Raw genomic sequence first — 15,413 nt, forward strand, 5'->3', positions numbered from 1 at the left:
AAGGTTATGGCAAAATATTCAGAAAAAGCATCGGAGAAAGTAGCTGAAACGATGCACGAACAGAAAAAAGGCACCTTAAAAACCGGGAGCGGAAAGAAAGTTACGTCGAAAAAACAGGCAGTAGCCATCGGACTTTCCGAAGCCCGTAAAGAAGGTGCCAAAGTTCCAAAATAGAAAGATGACTAAATCAAACCCTATGAAGACTGCAAAAAATCCAACCGAAAAAAAAGAAACGGAAACGAAAAAATCTAAAGGCGCTAAACCTGAAGAAAACACTTCCGCAAAGGATGCCAAGAAAGTAAAGGTGACCAAAAAGTAAAAAGACGCTGGTGCTAACGAAGCACCAGAAAATGCTTTTGGTAATTTAACGGACTTTTTCCCGTTATCTCTTTAAATGCTTTATGAAAACTGGCGAAATTATGGAACCCGCTTTCATAACAAACCTGTTTAATATCCAGGGCGTTATCAACAAGCAATTTACAAGCCTTACCCACCTTAATCTCTGTTAAAAACTGAGAATAAGTTTTATGGGTAAGGCTTTTAAAATACCTGCAGAATGACGTTGGACTGATTCTAGCTATTGCAGCAATTTCTTCAAGGGAAATCTTCTTTTTAAAATTCGCATAAGTATAAGCATACACATCCCTAATGCGCTCATCACAATTTTTCTCCTGCACCTGACCATAACCAAGCGACGACAAAAGTTCTAGGTCCTTACATTTCGCAATTTCCAGCAATGACTGCATAAGCAAGATTAGCTTGTCTGTGCCCTCAGCCTGCAACATTTCTTCCAAAAAGCCTGCAACTTTACTCGCACTTTTTCCACGGATACGGATTCCACGATTGGCTTGCTGCAATACTGCCTTTAAACGCCTGTTTTCCGGAAGATTTAAAAAATACTCACCAAAAAAGTTCTCGGTAAAATGAGCTACCCGCACATCAGCATGGTGCTCGCTTCTACTTTTGCTAAGCTCACCTTCAAATCGCCAGTAATGTGGCAAATTCGCGCCAACCAGTAATAAATCACCAGGTGAAAAAGCCGAAATACTATCCCCTATAAATTGCGCACCACTGCCTTGATTAAAATAAATAAGTTCCACCTCTGCATGGTAATGAAGTTTATTATTCATGCTCGGCATTAAATCATGGCGAACACTAAAACTTTCGTTAGGATATTTGGAAATTTTCAAAAGTTGTGGTTTCATAGGCACTAATACTTAGGACCTTAAAACTAATCTTTATTTATGGCCCTGTCAAGATGCACATAACCCCCATCTACATTTAATAACTGTCCTGTCGTGTGGCTCGATTGATCCGAAAGCAAAAATACCGCTGTCTGAGCGATCTCAGCTGCTGTGGTCATGCGGTTTCCTAAAGGTATTTTAGCAGTGATCGATTTCAGTTTTTCTTCAGGATTTTCCATGGTATTAATCCAGGTCTGATATAAGGGCGTAAAACATTCAGCAACAATAATTGCATTAACCCTGATGCCAAATGGCAATAAATCAACTGCCCACTCCCTGGTCAGCGCATTTCTGGCACCATTAGATGCCGCATATCCTGAAGTTCCACCCTGCCCAGTTTCGGCAACTTTGGAGCCGATATTCAGAATCGACCCTTTCGAAGCTTTTAAGGCATCTAAACATTCCTGGGCCATTAAAAAGTAATGAACCACATTTTTATGCAAACTGCTAATAAAACCCTCATAGGTTCCGCTTGATAAACTAACACCGTCGTTTACCCCAGCATTATTAACCAGTCCGTCTATGCGGCCATAAGTTGCCAGTACGGTAGCTACGGCATTTCTACAAGCCAAGGGTTCCGAAAGTTCGGCCTCCACCTGTCCCGCCTGCAGCCCCCGTTGCTGAAGTGCATGCACCACTTTCAGATTATCGCTTTCCTTGCGGCCAATGATAACAGGTATGGCTCCTTCTTCAGCCAGCATTTTAACAATTCCTTCTCCAATGCCTTTGGCACCACCGGTAACCACAACAACTTTATCCTTTAATCCTAAGTCCATAATCTATATACTGATTTGATAAAAATCCAAGGCATTTAGCCCCCAAAACTGCGCCTGTTCATCTTTAGAAAAAGACTTCAGGTAAGCGTCCATTACGCCGAAAACCTCAGCATACGAAGCTGCCAGTAAACAAACAGGCCAGTCTGAACCAAATATTAAGCGCCCTGTACCAAAAGTTTCAAAAAGCACATCGAGATAGGGTCTGAAATCTTCCTTTTTCCAATGCTGCATATCGGCTTCTGTAACCATCCCTGACGCTTTACAGTAGACATTTTCATGTTGAGCGAGGCTTTTAATGTCTTCCGCCCATTCGTCGATATCCTGCGCTTTAATAGCAGGTTTGGCCAGGTGATCCACTATAAAAGCCTGATTAGGATGCGCGGAAACCAATTCTCTTGCGTAAACCAGCTGATCAGGTAATATAAGAAGGTCGTAGGTGTAGCCGTATCGCGTTAAGGCACTGATGCCACGCTGGAACGCAGGGCTTAACATTAGGGCACGGTCTTTTTCACCTTGCAACACGTGGCGAAAGCCTTTTAGTTTTTCATAAGGCATTAAAGACTCCAGCCGTTTTTCTATATCTTCCGCCTGCAAGTCTACCCAACCTACAACACCTTTAATAAATTCGTGCTTCACTGCATTCTTTAACTGAAAGATGTTTTCTTCCCGATTTTGAGCAGACTGTATCACCACACTTCCAGAAAAACCATGCTGTTTAAGCAGCGGTTCCAGTTGCTGTGGCAGGTAATCCTCACGCAGCACCGCCATGTCCTCCGTTATCCAATCGTCGCGTTCAGGGTTATATTTCCAGAAATGTTGGTGACCGTCAATTTTAAGCATAGGCTTTCACTACTTGCTTAGAAGTACCTAAACCGTCAATACCCAGTTCTACTACATCACCAGCTTTAAGATATACTGGCGGGTTAAAGCCCAGACCAACACCAGCTGGCGTTCCTGTAGAAATCACGTCACCAGGCAATAAAGTCATAAACTGACTGATGTAAGAAATAACGAAAGGCACGTCAAATATAAAATTGCTGGTATTGCCGTCCTGCATCATTTCACCATTTACACTTAGCCATAAACGCAATTGGTTTACATTATCAATTTCCGAAGGAGTTGCCAGAAACGGACCTAAAGGCGCGAAAGTATCACAGCCCTTTCCTTTATCCCAGGTACCGTTCCTTTCCAGCTGAAATTCACGTTCTGAAACATCATTGTGCAACACATAACCTGCTACATAATCTATAGCATTCTCTTTCTCTACATAAGATGCCCTTTTGCCAATAACCACTGCCAATTCTACCTCCCAGTCTGTTTTAACCGAGTTTTTAGGCATCACAATTGCATCGTTCGGACCTACTATGGCCGTGGTAGACTTCATAAAAATAATCGGTTCTGGTGGCAAAGCTGCGCCGGTTTCCTTAGCGTGATCAGCATAATTTAACCCAATACAGATCAATTTTGAAGGTCTGCCTATTGGCGATCCTAAACGTACATGATCAGCAATTACGGGCAGTTGTCCTTCTTGTGCCGTTAAAAATGCCTCCAGGCGATTCAAACCATCGTTTTCAAAAAATCGCTCATCGTAATCTTCTCCAAAAGCCGAGGTATCATATTTTACATCATTTATGATTACACCTGTTTTTTCCTCACCTTCTGCACCCCATCTAATTAATTTCATTCCTGTTCTTTAGTTATTTAATTTAATAAAACCTCCGTCTAGCGGATAATCATTTCCGGTTACAAATCCAGCTTCATCTGAGCATAAGTACAAGGCCAGGCTAGCTACTTCTTCCGGCTTGCCCATTCGGCCTATAGGCTGACTGGCAGATAACTTTTCAAATGTTTCCTGCTCTTTACCCGCATAATTTTTAGCAATAAATCCGTCTACAAATGGCGTATGTACCCTTGCCGGGGATATGCTGTTGCAACGGATATGGTCGTCGATATAATCCCGGGCAACCGACAAGGTCATGGCCGCAATGGCCCCTTTACTCATTGAATAGGCGAAACGATCTGTAATGCCCACTGTAGCTGCTATCGAAGCCATATTCAGTATTACCCCACCGCCATTTTTCTTCATCATAGGAATGGCCGCATGCAGACAATTGTAAGCACCCTTTACATTCACGTTGAAAACCCTTATAAAATCTTCTTCCGAAGTGGTATCCGCTTTCCCAATATGGGCAATACCGGCATTGTTAACCAAAACATCAATATTACTTATTTCCTTGAACGTTTCATGCACACGTTGCTGACTGCTCACATCGCAACTGTAACTTTGAGCCTGACCTTGGGCTAACTTAATGTCATTCACCGTTTCTATAGCCGACGATGCATCAAGCTCCAGAATATGAACCTGTGCACCTCTGCTTGCAAAAAGCATGGCTATTGCTCTTCCAATTCCACTGCCACCCCCTGTAATGACAGCAGATTTTCCTTTTAAACTAAACATCTATCTTATTTATAATGAAACTCCTCTTTTCCATGGAATAAAATCATCCTGCCCCAGCCTTACCGAAGTGGGCTTTTCCTGCCCGCTAGCCACAGCAATTACATATTTCAAAATCCGCTCTCCTGCTTCAGCTATGGTCTCGGTACCTTCAATGATAGTCCCGCAATTAATATCGATGATATCTGGCATTTTTTCAAACAACCTGGTATTGGTACTTAGTTTAATCACTGGTGCTATGGGATTACCAGTTGGTGTTCCCAATCCTGTAGTAAACAAAACAATATTTGCCCCTGCGGCAACTTCTGCGGTAGTACTCTCTACATCACTGCCAGGTGTACACAGTAAGTTTAAACCTGCTGTGGTCACTTTTTCCGGATAATCAAGTACTGCAGCCACCGGGGCATTCCCCGCTTTCTTTGCTGCACCTGCAGATTTTATGGCGTCGGTAATTAAACCGTCCTTAATGTTTCCTGGAGATGGGTTAGCATAAAACCCTGATCCCGTAGCTTCTGCCAATTCATTGTACCGGCGCATCAGTTGCATGAACCGACCTGCTGTTTCTACGTCCACACAGCGGTCACTCAATTCTTGCTCTACTCCGCATAACTCAGGGAATTCTGCGAGGATCACACTTCCACCCATGGCAATCAGTAGATCTGAGACGTGTCCTAAAGCTGGATTTGCCGAAATACCAGAAAACCCGTCAGAGCCACCACACTCTAACCCAATGCACAATTTTGATAAAGGTGCAGGCTGGCGTTGTTGCTGGTTAGCCTGCATCAAACCGGCAAAAGTTTGTTTCAGTGCCGCTTCAAGCAATACCTTTTCAGTACCTAACTGCTGTTGTTCCAGAACAAACAAAGGTTTTTTAAAATTAGGATCTCTCTTCCTAATCTCCTCGGTGAGTATACTCGCCTGCGCATGCTGACAACCAAGACTGAGTACTGTGGCACCTACCACATTGGGATGAGTGATGTACCCAGCTAACAAACCGCAAAGTGCTTCTGAATCCTGTCGTGTACCACCGCAACCCATGTCGTGACTTAAGAATTTAACACCGTCGATGTTCTTAAACAACGGATGTTCGGCGGTGGCTTCCGCGGAATGCTGAAAATCGGCCTGTAGAATTTCCTCTACACTTTTCCCTGCGTGGTATAGACTTATCAGTTGCTCTACCTCATTTTCGTAGCTTTTGGCTTTTCTAAAACCAAGTTTATCCACCAGGGCCTCCTTCATTACTTCCAGGTTTCTGTTCTCGCAAAAAACCAAAGGAATGACCAACCAGTAATTAGCAGTGCCCACCGATCCATCTGGCCGGTGGTAACCCAAAAAAGTGGTGTCCGCGAAAGCGGAAACATCAGGTTTGTTCCAGGCAGTTTTCCGTTCACCTAACTGGTAATCGGCTGCTGCGTGTACCAGGTTATTAATGGTTACTGCTGCCCCTTTAGCTACAAAAGTTGAAGCCTTTCCAACCAGCACCCCATACATATAAACCGGCGCCCCAGGTTGAAGATCAGCGGCTGTAAATTTATGTTTGGCCTGCACCGGCGTCAATAGTTCAAACTCGTCCATGCCCGTATTTATCTTGAACCCTGCAGGCAAATCAGTTAAAGCTACCCATAAATTATCCGCCTCATTTATCTGTAAATAAAGGCTTTTTTTGATTCCCATTTCTATAATTCAAATATTTTATTCATCAACACCCATTTCTCACCCGGTTTAGCTCCGGGTACTGCCCGTTGATATTTCCACATCAATCGCTCCCATTCCTGCACTTTAACATTTTGTAGGTCGGCCTCGCTTTTCCGTTCGAAACTAAAGCTATCTACCACCTCCATGATCATCACAAGCCGTTGCTCATACCTGTAAATCTCCATGTTGGCAATGCCACTACTTTTTATACTTTGAATAATTTCCGGCCAAACTTGGCGATGCATTTCTTCGTATTCATTAATCAGCTTTTGATCATTAACCAGATCAAGCGTCAGACAATATCTTCTTATCGGCATTTAATATTTCGTTTTCAGTTTTTACTTGGTATCCTTTTAACCCATATACAAAGACCACAGCAAAACAGGCCAATGGAATGATATAAGCAATAGATGTGGCATAATAATCGGCTAGTAAGCCCATAAAATAAGGAATTAGCGCACCACCTACTATAGACATAATTAAAAAAGAGGAAGCCTTTTTAGTATCATGTCCCAGGTTTTTGATGCTCAGGGCAAATATGGTTGGAAACATAATGGACATGAAGAAAAATGTGGCCAATAGCGCGTAAACCGACACCCATGCCTGGTTAAAGACCACCAGCACACATAGCATCATGTTAATAAATGCGTATGCAGCCAATAATTTCGGCGCTGCAATAAAGCGCATGGCTACCGTACCAACGAAACGGCCGGCAGTAAAAAGGATCAATGCGATTGATAATAAGGTAGCCGCCCTGGCATTAGTGATGCCCACACCATTCTCCGTACAGTAATTGATAAATAGTGCGGCAATTCCTACCTGTGCGGCAACATAAAAGAACTGCGTAACTACCCCCAATGTAAAATGAGAATGCTGCATTAAAGGTTTGTCTACACGCGTACCTTTCACCAACAGATCGTCTTCTTTAATCTCCGGCAAAGTGGTTCTCACAAATATACCAGCCACCACCATGACCACGATTCCTATTATGACATAAACCGTTTTTACAGACTCCAGACTTTCAGGATTATTGCTTTGGCTATCGCCGAAAAACAGGAACGAAGCTATAACAGGCCCCATAAATGATCCGACGCCATTAAAACATTGGCTTACATTGAGGCGGTGAGTGGCTGTTTCAGGACTTCCAAGTACCGTTACATAGGGGTTTGCTGCTGTTTCCAGGAAGGTTAAACCGGATGCCAGGATAAATAGCGCCAATAAAAATAAATTGAAACTTGCTGCTTCTGCAGCAGGGTAAAATAAAAAGGCACCAAAGGCGTAAAGCAATAAGCCCAGAATGATCCCGGATTTATAACCATAGCGGCTCATCAAGTAACCTGCGGGTAAAGCAATGAGGAAATAGGCACCGAAATAGGCCGCCTGCAATAACGTAGACCGGCTTTTGGTTACATTTAGCGTTTCCTGAAAATGTTTGTTTAGAACATCGAGTAGACCATAAGCAAAACCCCATAGAAAAAACAGGGACGTGATCATGATGATGGGCAGAAAGTATTTGTTCTTTGACATAGTTTAGATTTGGTACTCAAAGAAAAGTAAAATTGCAGTCTAAAAGTGTATAGAATTATCCAATTAATCAGCAATTTTATCATAGTGACAGATATCGTAGAGAAGAAGGCGTACTGACTAAAGTAATCCTGGAGCATAACCTGATTGATGCTTATACTAAGGGGCCAGCACTACCGTAATAGCTCCGTATCTGCTAGCCGAATTCTCGAACGTGGGATGGATCTGCTATGGAACAGTCCGCCATTGCCGTCAAGGAATAGCAAAGGAAAGCCAAGCAAGCAGTGAATTATTTTAACTGTTAATGTAATTTTCCAGGGCGTTGATCGTTTGTTTTTGGTCTTCAATAATGAATTTAACCACATCGCCGATGGAAACAAGACCTTTAACTTCATTATTTTCCACTACGGGCAGGTGCCTGATCCGCCTATCGGTCATTATTTTCATACAATTTTCAATTGAATCCCTTAATTTTACGGTAGTCAATTCTGAAGTCATGACTTCTTCAATTAATGTGCTGGCAGACGACTTACCTTGCAAAACTATTTTTCTGGCATAGTCACGTTCGGTAAATATCCCCAGCAGCGCATTATTTTCCTGCACCAACAGTGAGCTGATGTTTTTCTCCATCATGAACTGCAGCGCTTCCAGTACCAGGGTATTTGGTGTAACGCTATAAACTAAGGTCGACTTGGTGGCCAGAAGCTGCTGAACTGTTTTCATAATCAAGTGTTTATAATAAATTTAACTAAAAAACACTTGAAGTACAAAACAAAATTTTACATCATACGACTTGGTAACCATAAAATTTCACAGATTTTACGTTATACTACGCGATCTTAATTAACTTTGGATTTGACCATTATAACTAACCAATGAAACCATCATGGTTTGATTGCTTCATTACCATAACAAAACAAATATAAAACTGATGAGAGAAGTAGTAATTGTTTCTGCATGCCGTACACCAATTGGTAGTTTCGGTGGTGAATTAGCTGGTTTTTCTGCTACCCAACTGGGCGGCATCGCCATTAAAGCTGCCATAGAAAGAGCAGGAATCCGGGCAGAAGACGTTCAGGAAGTGTATATGGGCAACGTGTTATCTGCCAATGTTGGACAGGCACCGGCCACACAAGCCGCAAAGAATGCAGGTCTTCCAGACCTACCCGCAACAACTATTAACAAAGTATGTGCTTCTGGTACTAAAGCTATTATGTTCGCTGCACAAAGCATTGCTTTAGGTGATAACGACATTATTGTAGCTGGTGGAATGGAAAGCATGAGTAATGTTCCCTATTATTTAGACAAAGCTCGTAACGGTTACCGTTTAGGAAATGGACAACTGATTGACGGCCTCATGAAAGATGGCCTTTGGGATGTGTATAACGACTACCACATGGGTTCTGCCGCCGAATTATGTGCTGCAGAATGCAACATCAGCCGGGAGGCCCAGGATGAATACGCCATTTCTTCCTACAAAAAAGCACAGGCTGCACAGGCAGATGGCCGCTTTATGGAAGAAATAGTTGCTATAGAAGTGAAAGACCGCAAAGGCGACGTTACCTTAATCAGTGTTGATGACGAGCCCGCAAAAGTAAAATTTGACAAAATCCAAGGCTTAAAACCTGTTTTTAGCAAAGAAGGAACTGTTACGGCAGCCAATGCTTCTACTCTTAACGATGGCGCTGCAGCACTGGTATTGATGAGTGCTGAAAAAGCCGCTGAGTTAGGCTTAACGCCACTCGCTAAAATTGTAGCCTATGCCGATGCTCAACAGGCACCGGAATGGTTCACCACCGCCCCGGCCAAAGCTATCCCATTGGCGCTGGCCAAAGCTAACCTGGAATTGAGCGATGTGGATTATTTCGAAATTAATGAAGCTTTCTCTGTGGTTTCTTTGGCCAATGAAAAAATATTGAAAATTGATAATCAGAAAGTTAACGTCAATGGAGGAGCTGTTGCTTTAGGTCATCCACTAGGCGCCTCGGGTGCACGGATTGTGGTTACCTTGATTCATGTATTGAAACAAAAACAGGGTAAAATTGGTGTTGCCGGCATATGTAATGGCGGTGGCGGTGCCAGTGCTTTGGTGCTGCAAAACCTTTAAAACCTTAGGCCTGTTTCCGGCAATTGCTATTTAACAGAATGCCGGAAACAGGCTTATACCCCTTCATAAATGGCCTTCTTAGCGCTTTTAAACAGTCGTGTACTGAAATTATAAATTTGATAGTTTGCGTTCAGGTCATTACCTTGCGGGATACTACACTTAGTTAACACATAAAAACACACACAAAGTTGATGACTGAATCTGTAAAAGCGCGGCACCCTAAAGGATTGCCCGTTTTATTTTTTACCGAGATGTGGGAACGTTTCGGTTATTATTTAATGCTTGGAATTTTATTGTTATACCTTAAGGATCCCAAAGGGGGTTTTGGTTTCGACAATGCTGAAGCAGCTGATATTGTAGGTACTTATTTAGGCCTTGTTTACCTCACCCCATTTTTAGGCGGCTTACTTGCCGACAGAATCCTCGGCTATCGCAAATCGATTATTATCGGAGGCGTTTTAATGTCTGCAGGTTATTTCTGTCTCGCTTTCCCTTCTATCGAAATGTTCTGGCTGGCCGTAGTGCTTATAGTACTCGGAAATGGACTATTTAAACCAAACATTTCCACCTTATTAGGCAACTTATACTCCACTCCGGAGACCAAACCCTTAAAAGATTCTGGTTACAATATCTTTTACATGGGAATTAACCTGGGTGCCTTTATCTGTAATTTTGTTGCAGCCTACATGCGCAACGAATATGGCTGGGGTTATGCCTTTGGCGCAGCCGGGGTGGGAATGTTTTTAGGCGTAATGTGGTTTATTTTAGGTGATAAATACATAAAAGCCGCCGACGTGATGAAACCTGCGAACCCGGAAGACATGCCGGTAAGTAAAGTAATGTATTTTGTGATGATTCCCATGTTGGTGTTCGGTATTATTGGCTGGTTCCTTCCTGGAAACATCTTTGGATCTGATTCCACCGATGCGTTCATTGTGGCCTGTATCCCGGTAATCTGTTTTTACGTAAACCTGCTAGTTAAATCGAATAAAGAAGATAAATCTCGTATTGGCGCCCTACTCTCCATCTTTGCCGTGGTGGTAGTTTTCTGGGCCGTATTTAAACAAAACTCCTCAGCGCTAACCAATTACGCTGAAACCTATACCGATCGTCAGATTAGTGAAAGCGCTGCTAAACTGGTACAGCCTTTCGGCATGGTGGTAAAAGTAACTACCGAACCAGATTCCTTCCCTAAACATGATCCTTTCTTTAAGCCATTAAAAGACGCAAATGGGGAGAACATCATGGAACTGACGCCAAATCCATACTTCCATAACCTCAACAAAGCTGATTGGCCTACTGAAAAAGAACCCGTAAATCTGATTTCAACAGAGATTTTCCAGTCAATAAATCCTTTTTTCATCATATTACTTACACCTGTGGTCATCTCTTTCTTTAGTTTCCTGAGGAAAAGAGGAAAAGAACCTTCTACACCGGCTAAAATTGGTTATGGATTGCTCATAACCGGGGTGTCGACGTCTATTATGGCTTTCGCCATTTATTCAACCGACATTACCATGGAAAAATCATCTGCATGGTGGCTTATTGGGTCTTATGCCGTGGTTACCATAGGAGAGCTATTTCTATCGCCTATTGGCTTATCACTAGTATCGAAAGTTGCTCCGGCACGATTAACCTCCCTGATGATGGGTGGTTGGTTCCTTGCTACTTCCATTGGTAACAAACTGTCGGGCGTACTGGCTTCTTTATGGGATAGCTACGATCAGAAGGCCAATTTCTTCTGGGTAAACTGTATTGCCTGTATTTTGGCAGGATTGGTTATTTTTGCGATGCTTAAATGGCTAAGAGAAGTTATTAATAAACATGCATAATCATATCATCAACAAATAATATAAATTATATATGGATCAATCAGAAATCCTTAAGCCCGAAGAACTAGATTCTACACCTAAGGGCCACCCTAAAGGATTATACGTTTTGTTTGCTACCGAAATGTGGGAACGTTTCAACTATTATGGCATGCGTGCCATTTTGGTGCTTTTCATGACCAAGGCTTTATTGTTTGATAAAGCATTTGCCTCCAACCTTTACGGAAGTTACACTGGCCTGGTTTATCTCACGCCGCTTATTGGTGGTTTTGTTGCCGACAGGTATTGGGGAAACCGAAGGTCGATTATTACCGGTGGTATTTTAATGTCCATTGGTAACTTGCTCATGTTTGCCTGTGCATCCATGTATCAAAGTAACCTGCAATTGTCGTCGTTCCTGTTTTTTACGGGTCTAGGATTTATGATTGCCGGTAATGGTTTTTTCAAACCGAACATCTCTTCGATGGTTGGGCAGTTATATCCTGCCAATGACAAACGGATCGATGCAGCTTACACCATTTTTTATATGGGTATTAACGTAGGTGGTGCATTAGGGCCTTTTATCTGTGGTTACTTCGGGGATACCGGAGATCCTGCAGATTACAAATGGGCCTTCCTTTGTGCGTCAATTGCCATGGCTATTGGTGTAGTGGTTTTCATATACCTGAAAGACAAATATATCCGTCACCCTAATGGTGCCCCACTAGGATTGTCACCATTAAAATCAGATGTAGTTAAACCAAATCCGGCTTTAGTATATGTATCTTTATTGGTTTTCGTAGCCATCTGTGTTGGTATGTTATACATTGACGCCACGGTTTTCAGCTACTTGAGTTACCTATTAATTGTTGCTGTAGTAGGAATCGCCTATATGATTTTTACAGATAAAAGCCTGACCAGGGTGGAGAAAAAGAAAATATCAGTGATCTTTATTGTTGCCTTTTTCGTAGTTTTCTTTTGGAGTGCTTTCGAGCAGGCAGGTGCATCATTAACCTTCTTTGCAGAAGAACAAACGCAGCGTGACTTAGGCTTCTTTACCGTACCAGCAAGTTGGTTCCAATCGTTAAATTCTATTTTCGTTGTTGCTTTTGCGCCGCTTTTTGCCTGGTTATGGATTAAATTAGGCAAAAGAGAACCTTCTGCTCCAACTAAAATGGCCTTGGGTTTATTTTTATTAGCCATTGGGTATTTCATTATTGCCAAAGGTGTAAACGAGATTGGCCCAGGTGTAAAAGTGAGTATGATCTGGTTAATCGGTATGTATGCCTTCCATACCTGGGGTGAGTTGTGCTTGTCACCAATTGGTTTATCGCTGGTAAATAAGCTGGCACCCGTAAAATTTGCTTCACTATTAATGGCGGTATGGTTTCTTGCAAATGCAGGATCTAATGTTCTTGCTGGAAAGTTAAGTGCCCTTTATCCTGACGGAACCAACACAACAAGTTTTGCAGGATACGAAATGCACACTACAAACGATTTCTTTATGCTGTTCGTATTTATGGCGGGTACTGCTGCTGCAATCCTATTCTTACTGAGTTCATGGCTACAGAAGACAATGAATTCGACCACATAAGTTTCATTTTTTAAAATATAACCCGCAGGTGTAGCTACTCTGCGGGTTTTTTAATATTTATTCAATACTTTCGTACCTTTTATTACTTTATTAAAATTATACGTGTCAGACAGCTTAATCATCATTCCAACCTATAATGAAAAGGAAAACATTGAAAAGATCATTCGTAAAGTGTTCTCTCTTGAATTCCCTTTTGATATTCTAATTATAGACGATGGCTCCCCTGATGGCACTGCGGACATTGTGAAGGCTTTACAGCCTTTATATCCCGGCCGTTTACACTTAGAGCAGCGAATTGGAAAACTTGGCTTAGGAACGGCCTATATCCATGGATTTAAATGGGCATTAGAGCACCAGTACGAATACATCTTTGAAATGGATGCTGATTTTTCACACAATCCTGACGACCTGATTAAATTGCGCCAGGCCTGTGTTGATGGTGCTGATGTAGCCATTGGATCGAGGTATGTTAGGGGTGTAAATGTAGTCAACTGGCCTATGAGCCGTGTGTTGATGTCGTATTTTGCGTCTATGTATGTGCGTTTCATTACCCGCATCGACATTCAGGATGCCACCGCAGGGTTCAAATGTTACCGCAGAGTGGTGTTAGAGACGATTCCACTTGACAAGATTAAGTTTGTGGGTTACGCTTTCCAGATTGAAATGAAATTTACAGCCATTCAATATGGCTTCAAGGTAGTGGAAGTACCCATCATATTCACCGATCGTACGGAAGGTGTTTCAAAAATGAGCACCAGGATTTTCAGGGAAGCGTTTTTTGGCGTGATACAGATGAAGATGAACAGCTGGTTCAGAAATTACGACCGTAATGACTAGGCCTTAGCTGCACGTATCATTGCACCAAAGTCCAGGCCCTGTTCCATAGCGTTTACAATCATGGTAAGTCTTTTCAATTTCGTTTTCTCTGTTTTAGCCGTATTGAACCAGTTGATGTAATAGTGTTGATGCGATTTAGGCATGGATACAAAATGCGCCATCCATTTAGGGTCATCAGAAAGGCAAATCGCTAACTCCTCGGGCATTTCTATCTTAAATTCTACATCATCGGCTAACTCCAGACTTAACATAGCCCCCTGCTCCTTTTTAAGTTGTTTCCGCAGGCTTGTTTTTAAAGCGAGGATAAAATCGCCGTCGCCCATAGGTGTTAAAGCAAGTCCATGGATAGCCAGGTTATCCAGCCGTCCTTTTACCCTGAAGCTCTTTTTACAATCTGGTTTAATTTGATAGGCAATTTCCCTTGGAATAAACACATAGGTCCAGCCTGTCTTCTCGCCCATTTGTTCGAATTTTTCTATTTCAGCGTTGAAAGTAACCATGCTTAAATTTAAAACTTTTCTTCGACTCCTAATCCAAACAACGCAAAATCATATTTGACAGGATCAACCGGATCAAATTGCCGCAACTGCTGTGTTAATTCAACTGCGGTTTGCCAATCGGTTTGTTTCCTGGAGATTAAACCAAGTCTTCGCGCTACACGGTCTACATGAACATCGCAGGGACAGATGAGCTGGGAAGGTTTCAGGGTGGTCCAAATGCCAAAATCTACGCCATGGTTATCCCGTCGTACCATCCAGCGCAGAAACATGTTAAGCCGTTTGCAGGTAGACTTTTGTTTGGGTGAGGATACGTGCTTGATGGTTCGCCGTGGGAAGTCTTCCAGGCTAAAGAAGTAAGAACGGAAATGATTGAGGGCTTGTTCGATTTCAAAATCTGCGTGTTGCAGTTCCTGTGCAAAACAGGCTGGTGAGGAATAACTTTCAGCGGTTGCAACAGGGAGGTCAACTAAATATTGGGGGTTAAATGCAGACAGGTGTGGCGGAATAAAGGCTGCTTCCAGACTATCATATTGCAGGTAATGCGCTTTGAAGAAAGTTACGAAATACAGCAAGTCGGTATCATTAAAAGTTCGGTGTTTAAACCCCAGGAGGTTTTTCAGATCGTCATCAGAATGGTGCAGCATAAACTGATATGGCGCGCCATCCATCCTTTCGAACAGTTCTGTGCATTTATTGATAATGGTTTTACGCTGGCCCCAAGCCAAAATTGCCGCAAAAAATGCGGCAATTTCGATATCCTGTTTAAGTTTAAAGCGGTGTGGAATGCACACCGGATCATTTGTTATAAAAGCTGGCTGGTTATATTGAGCCACCTTGGCATCCAAAAAATCTTTGAGTTCCAGGAATTCCAAG

The 15,413-nt window shown here is 42.5% G+C and carries 17 protein-coding genes; 6 read left to right on the top strand and 11 right to left on the bottom strand.

The features are described from left to right. The first annotated feature begins 6 nt into the window (after positions 1–6). The gene (locus tag ACR2F3_RS11645; RefSeq protein WP_432710146.1) at positions 7–174 is read left to right on the top strand and encodes a DUF6496 domain-containing protein; all 168 of its coding nucleotides are present in this window, start codon (positions 7–9) and stop codon (positions 172–174) included. Between the two features lie 22 nt (positions 175–196). After that, positions 197–319 (top strand): hypothetical protein, encoded by a 123-nt coding sequence (locus ACR2F3_RS11650; RefSeq protein WP_432710147.1) that lies wholly within the window; start codon positions 197–199, stop codon positions 317–319. A gap of 13 nt (positions 320–332) precedes the next feature. On the opposite strand, the gene ACR2F3_RS11655 is transcribed toward ACR2F3_RS11650, so the two are convergent. The 9 genes from ACR2F3_RS11655 to ACR2F3_RS11695 all read right to left on the bottom strand — a co-directional run bounded on the left by ACR2F3_RS11655 (position 333) and on the right by ACR2F3_RS11695 (position 8,417). Next, positions 333–1,130 carry an AraC family transcriptional regulator gene (locus ACR2F3_RS11655; protein ID WP_432710148.1) on the bottom strand — a complete coding sequence of 266 codons (798 nt, stop codon included), beginning with the start codon at positions 1,128–1,130 and terminating at the stop codon, positions 333–335. 101 nt (positions 1,131–1,231) lie between these two features. Further along, entirely contained in the window at positions 1,232–2,020 is a 789-nt protein-coding gene (locus ACR2F3_RS11660) for an SDR family oxidoreductase (protein ID WP_432710149.1), read from the bottom strand. Positions 2,021–2,023: 3 nt separating this feature from the next. Then, positions 2,024–2,860 carry an amidohydrolase family protein gene (locus tag ACR2F3_RS11665; RefSeq protein ID WP_432710150.1) on the bottom strand — a complete coding sequence of 279 codons (837 nt, stop codon included), beginning with the start codon at positions 2,858–2,860 and terminating at the stop codon, positions 2,024–2,026. Next, complete coding sequence (locus ACR2F3_RS11670) at positions 2,853–3,704, bottom strand: fumarylacetoacetate hydrolase family protein (RefSeq protein WP_432710151.1); 852 nt, start codon at positions 3,702–3,704, stop codon at positions 2,853–2,855. The genes ACR2F3_RS11665 and ACR2F3_RS11670 overlap by 8 nt, the downstream gene beginning before the upstream one ends. 9 nt (positions 3,705–3,713) lie before the next feature. Beyond that, complete coding sequence (locus tag ACR2F3_RS11675; protein ID WP_432710152.1) at positions 3,714–4,478, bottom strand: SDR family NAD(P)-dependent oxidoreductase; 765 nt, start codon at positions 4,476–4,478, stop codon at positions 3,714–3,716. 9 nt (positions 4,479–4,487) lie between these two features. Then, entirely contained in the window at positions 4,488–6,149 is a 1,662-nt protein-coding gene (locus ACR2F3_RS11680; RefSeq protein WP_432710153.1) for a UxaA family hydrolase, read from the bottom strand. A gap of 2 nt (positions 6,150–6,151) precedes the next feature. Beyond that, positions 6,152–6,487, bottom strand: a complete 336-nt coding sequence (locus tag ACR2F3_RS11685; RefSeq protein ID WP_432710154.1) for an L-rhamnose mutarotase — start codon at positions 6,485–6,487, stop codon at positions 6,152–6,154. Further along, positions 6,456–7,697, bottom strand: a complete 1,242-nt coding sequence (fucP, locus tag ACR2F3_RS11690) for an L-fucose:H+ symporter permease (RefSeq protein ID WP_432710155.1) — start codon at positions 7,695–7,697, stop codon at positions 6,456–6,458. Before fucP ends, ACR2F3_RS11685 begins: the two co-directional genes overlap by 32 nt. Before the next feature lie 291 nt (positions 7,698–7,988). Beyond that, positions 7,989–8,417 carry a CBS domain-containing protein gene (locus ACR2F3_RS11695; RefSeq protein WP_432710156.1) on the bottom strand — a complete coding sequence of 143 codons (429 nt, stop codon included), beginning with the start codon at positions 8,415–8,417 and terminating at the stop codon, positions 7,989–7,991. A gap of 208 nt (positions 8,418–8,625) precedes the next feature. On the opposite strand from ACR2F3_RS11695, the gene ACR2F3_RS11700 reads away from it, so the two are divergent. From ACR2F3_RS11700 to ACR2F3_RS11715, 4 genes are all read left to right on the top strand, one after another. Then, positions 8,626–9,801: an acetyl-CoA C-acyltransferase gene (locus tag ACR2F3_RS11700; protein WP_432710157.1), complete on the top strand. Its 1,176-nt coding sequence runs from the start codon at positions 8,626–8,628 to the stop codon at positions 9,799–9,801. A 191-nt stretch (positions 9,802–9,992) separates the two neighbouring features. Next, positions 9,993–11,633 (top strand): peptide MFS transporter, encoded by a 1,641-nt coding sequence (locus ACR2F3_RS11705; RefSeq protein ID WP_432710158.1) that lies wholly within the window; start codon positions 9,993–9,995, stop codon positions 11,631–11,633. A 31-nt stretch (positions 11,634–11,664) separates the two neighbouring features. Next, positions 11,665–13,203, top strand: a complete 1,539-nt coding sequence (locus ACR2F3_RS11710; RefSeq protein ID WP_432710159.1) for a peptide MFS transporter — start codon at positions 11,665–11,667, stop codon at positions 13,201–13,203. Positions 13,204–13,305: 102 nt separating this feature from the next. Then, positions 13,306–14,040: a polyprenol monophosphomannose synthase gene (locus ACR2F3_RS11715; RefSeq protein ID WP_432710160.1), complete on the top strand. Its 735-nt coding sequence runs from the start codon at positions 13,306–13,308 to the stop codon at positions 14,038–14,040. Here ACR2F3_RS11715 and ACR2F3_RS11720 read toward each other — a convergent pair. After that, entirely contained in the window at positions 14,037–14,540 is a 504-nt protein-coding gene (locus ACR2F3_RS11720) for a YdeI/OmpD-associated family protein (protein WP_432710161.1), read from the bottom strand. The two genes, ACR2F3_RS11715 and ACR2F3_RS11720, sit on opposite strands and share 4 nt — an antisense overlap. Before the next feature lie 8 nt (positions 14,541–14,548). Continuing rightward, entirely contained in the window at positions 14,549–15,412 is an 864-nt protein-coding gene (locus tag ACR2F3_RS11725) for a TIGR02757 family protein (protein WP_432710162.1), read from the bottom strand. Position 15,413: the final 1 nt, after the last annotated feature.

It is taken from the genome of Pedobacter sp. (assembly GCF_045627485.1).
In the GTDB taxonomy this organism is placed as follows: domain Bacteria; phylum Bacteroidota; class Bacteroidia; order Sphingobacteriales; family Sphingobacteriaceae; genus Pedobacter.

Excerpts from the sequence above, each read along its gene's own strand:
- ACR2F3_RS11650 (WP_432710147.1), top strand. The coding sequence starts at position 197 with ATGAAGACTGCAAAAAATCCAACCGAAAAAAAAGAAACGGAAACGAAA.
- ACR2F3_RS11675 (WP_432710152.1), bottom strand. The coding sequence starts at position 4,478 with ATGTTTAGTTTAAAAGGAAAATCTGCTGTCATTACAGGGGGTGGCAGT.
- ACR2F3_RS11660 (WP_432710149.1), bottom strand. The coding sequence starts at position 2,020 with ATGGACTTAGGATTAAAGGATAAAGTTGTTGTGGTTACCGGTGGTGCC.
- ACR2F3_RS11680 (WP_432710153.1), bottom strand. The coding sequence starts at position 6,149 with ATGGGAATCAAAAAAAGCCTTTATTTACAGATAAATGAGGCGGATAAT.
- ACR2F3_RS11655 (WP_432710148.1), bottom strand. The coding sequence starts at position 1,130 with ATGAATAATAAACTTCATTACCATGCAGAGGTGGAACTTATTTATTTT.
- ACR2F3_RS11665 (WP_432710150.1), bottom strand. The coding sequence starts at position 2,860 with ATGCTTAAAATTGACGGTCACCAACATTTCTGGAAATATAACCCTGAA.
- ACR2F3_RS11710 (WP_432710159.1), top strand. The coding sequence starts at position 11,665 with ATGGATCAATCAGAAATCCTTAAGCCCGAAGAACTAGATTCTACACCT.
- fucP (WP_432710155.1), bottom strand. The coding sequence starts at position 7,697 with ATGTCAAAGAACAAATACTTTCTGCCCATCATCATGATCACGTCCCTG.
- ACR2F3_RS11720 (WP_432710161.1), bottom strand. The coding sequence starts at position 14,540 with ATGGTTACTTTCAACGCTGAAATAGAAAAATTCGAACAAATGGGCGAG.
- ACR2F3_RS11670 (WP_432710151.1), bottom strand. The coding sequence starts at position 3,704 with ATGAAATTAATTAGATGGGGTGCAGAAGGTGAGGAAAAAACAGGTGTA.
- ACR2F3_RS11645 (WP_432710146.1), top strand. The coding sequence starts at position 7 with ATGGCAAAATATTCAGAAAAAGCATCGGAGAAAGTAGCTGAAACGATG.
- ACR2F3_RS11700 (WP_432710157.1), top strand. The coding sequence starts at position 8,626 with ATGAGAGAAGTAGTAATTGTTTCTGCATGCCGTACACCAATTGGTAGT.
- ACR2F3_RS11695 (WP_432710156.1), bottom strand. The coding sequence starts at position 8,417 with ATGAAAACAGTTCAGCAGCTTCTGGCCACCAAGTCGACCTTAGTTTAT.
- ACR2F3_RS11685 (WP_432710154.1), bottom strand. The coding sequence starts at position 6,487 with ATGCCGATAAGAAGATATTGTCTGACGCTTGATCTGGTTAATGATCAA.
- ACR2F3_RS11705 (WP_432710158.1), top strand. The coding sequence starts at position 9,993 with ATGACTGAATCTGTAAAAGCGCGGCACCCTAAAGGATTGCCCGTTTTA.